The organism is Allorhizocola rhizosphaerae (assembly GCF_003426775.1).
Taxonomy (GTDB): domain Bacteria; phylum Actinomycetota; class Actinomycetes; order Mycobacteriales; family Micromonosporaceae; genus Allorhizocola; species Allorhizocola rhizosphaerae.
Window position 1 is genome coordinate 1 of record NZ_QJUG01000429.1, and the last position, 2603, is coordinate 2603.

At 69.5% G+C, this 2603-nt stretch carries 2 protein-coding genes; both read left to right on the forward strand.

The window, feature by feature from the left end; translation table 11 throughout:
• Nucleotides 1-1023: complex I 51 kDa subunit family protein (locus tag DM816_RS41360; RefSeq protein ID WP_117215878.1), on the forward strand; the 1023-nt coding region annotated here is incomplete at its 5' end.
• Nucleotides 1023-2603 (forward strand): NADH-quinone oxidoreductase subunit G (locus DM816_RS41365; RefSeq protein ID WP_117215879.1); only part of this gene is annotated, 1581 nt, incomplete at its 3' end. The genes DM816_RS41360 and DM816_RS41365, both read left to right, overlap by 1 nt.

The following is a 2603-nucleotide window of genomic DNA, read 5'->3' on the forward strand; positions in this document are numbered from 1 at the left end:
CCGGGCACGTGCAAGGACCTGCCGCTGATGACGCACGACCCGCACTCGCTGGTCGAGGGGTGCATCATCGCGGCATACGCGATCCGCGCCAACCGGGCCTACATCTACGTCCGTGGTGAGGCCGTGCACGCCGCCCGCCGGCTGCGCAATGCGGTCAACGAGGCCTACAAGGCGGGCTACCTGGGCAAGAACATCCTGGGGACCGGGTTCGACCTGGATCTGGTCATCCACAGCGGTGCGGGCGCGTACATCTGCGGCGAGGAGACGGCGCTGCTCGACTCGCTCGAAGGCTTCCGTGGGCAGCCGCGGCTGCGCCCGCCGTTCCCCGCGACGCACGGCCTCTACGCCAGCCCGACCGTGGTCAACAACGTGGGCACCATCGCCAGCGTGCCCTACATCGTGCTCGGCGGCGCGGCGTGGTGGAAGTCGATGGGGACCGAGAAGTCAAGCGGCCCAATGATTTACTCGCTGTCCGGCCGGATCAACAACCCGGGGCAGTACGAGTGCTCGATGGGCATCACGCTGCGCGAGCTGATCGAGCTCGCGGGCGGCATGCAGCCGGGACACCAGCTGCGCTTCTGGACCCCGGGCGGATCGTCCACGCCGCTGTTGACGGCGGACCACCTGGAGGTGCCGCTGGACTTCGAGTCGGTCGCCGCCGCCGGATCGATCCTCGGGACCACGGCCACGCAGATCTTCTCCGACCAGGACTGCCCGGTCTACGCGACCTGGCGGTGGCTGGAGTTCTACCACCACGAGTCGTGCGGCAAGTGCACGCCGTGCCGCGAGGGCAACTACTGGATGAAGGCGATCTACCGGCGAATCCTTTCCGGCGAGGGTACGTACGAGGACCTCGACACGCTCCTGGACACCGCCGACAACATCCTCGGCCGGTCCTTCTGCGGTCTGGGCGACGGCGCGACGAGCCCGGTGACGTCGTCCCTGCAGTACTTCAAGCAGGACTACCTGGACTACATCGAGGGCCGCAAGAAGCCGATGGCCCTGTCGGCAGGAGGGCACTGATGACCGCTGAAGTTGTCAAGCACACCGACGAGGTGACGCTCACCGTCGACGGGGTGGAGGTCAAGGCGCCCAAGGGCGAGCTGCTGATCCGCACCGCCGAGCGGATGGGCATCGAGATCCCGCGCTTCTGCGACCACCCGCTGCTGGCCCCGGCCGGCGCGTGCCGCCAGTGCCTGGTCGAGGTGGAGGGCCAGCGCAAGCCGGTGGCCTCGTGCACGCAGACCGTTGCCGACGGCATGGTCGTCAAGACGCACCTGACGTCGCCGGTGGCCGCCAAGGCGCAGGCCGGGATCATGGAGCTGCTGCTCATCAACCACCCGCTCGACTGCCCGATGTGTGACAAGGGCGGCGAGTGCCCACTGCAGAACCAGGCGATGTCCAGCGGGCGGGCCGACACCCGGTTCCACGAGCACAAGCGCGAATACGAGAAGCCCATCAACATCTCGTCGCAGGTGCTGCTGGACCGGGAGCGGTGCGTGCTGTGCCAGCGGTGCACCCGCTTCTCCGACGAGATCGCGGGCGACAAGTTCATCGACCTCATGGACCGGTCGTCGGCCGAGCAGATCAATGTGTACCGCGACGAGGTATATGGCGGGGAGGAGGGCCCAGAGTCGGGCGACGTCCCGTTCAACTCCTACTTCTCCGGCAACACCGTGCAGATCTGCCCGGTGGGCGCGCTCACCGGTTCGCAATACCGGTTCCGGGCCCGCCCGTTCGACCTCGTGTCCACGCCCAGCGCGTGCGAGCACTGCGCGGCCGGATGCGCCCAGCGCACCGACCACCGCCGCGGCAAGGTACTGCGCCGGCTGGCGGGCAACGACCCGGCGGTCAACGAGGAGTGGAACTGCGACAAGGGCCGGTGGGGCTTCCGCTACGCGACCGCGTTCGACCGCCTGACCACGCCGCTGATCCGCGAGAACGGCTCACTGCGAGAGGCGAGCTGGACCGAGGCGCTCGCGAAGGCGGCCGAAGGGCTGCGCAAGGCGCGCGACGGCGCCTACGGGGTGGGCGTGCTCACGGGCGGGCGCCTGACCGTCGAGGACGCATACGCGTATGCCAAGTTCGCCCGCGTCGTGTTGCAGACCAACGACATCGACTTCCGCTCGCGCCCGCTGTCCGAGGAGGAGGCCGAGTTCCTCGCGCACTACCAGACCGGCACGACCTACGCCGACGTCGAGAAGGCCAAGCACGTCGTGCTGGTCGCGCTCGAACCGGAGGAGGAGTGCCCGATCCTGTTCCTGCGCCTGCGCAAGGCCGTCACGAAGAACAAGCTGCGCGTGAGCGCGGTGGCTCCGTTCCTGTCCCGTGGGCTGGAGAAGCTGCGCGCGACCCTGGTGGACACGTGGGATGACGATGCCCTCGTGTTGGTGGGCGAGCGCGCCGCGCAGGAGCCCGGCCTGCTGAGCGCGATCGCCGGGCATCCCAACGTGGCGTGGGTTCCACGGCGCGCGGGCGACCGTGGCGCGGTCGACACGGGCTGCCTGCCCAACCTGCTGCCCGGTGGCCGCCCGGTGGTCGACGCCGCCGCGCGTGCCGAGCTGGCCGGGGCCTGGGGCCTGGCCGCGGGGCATCTGCCCAGC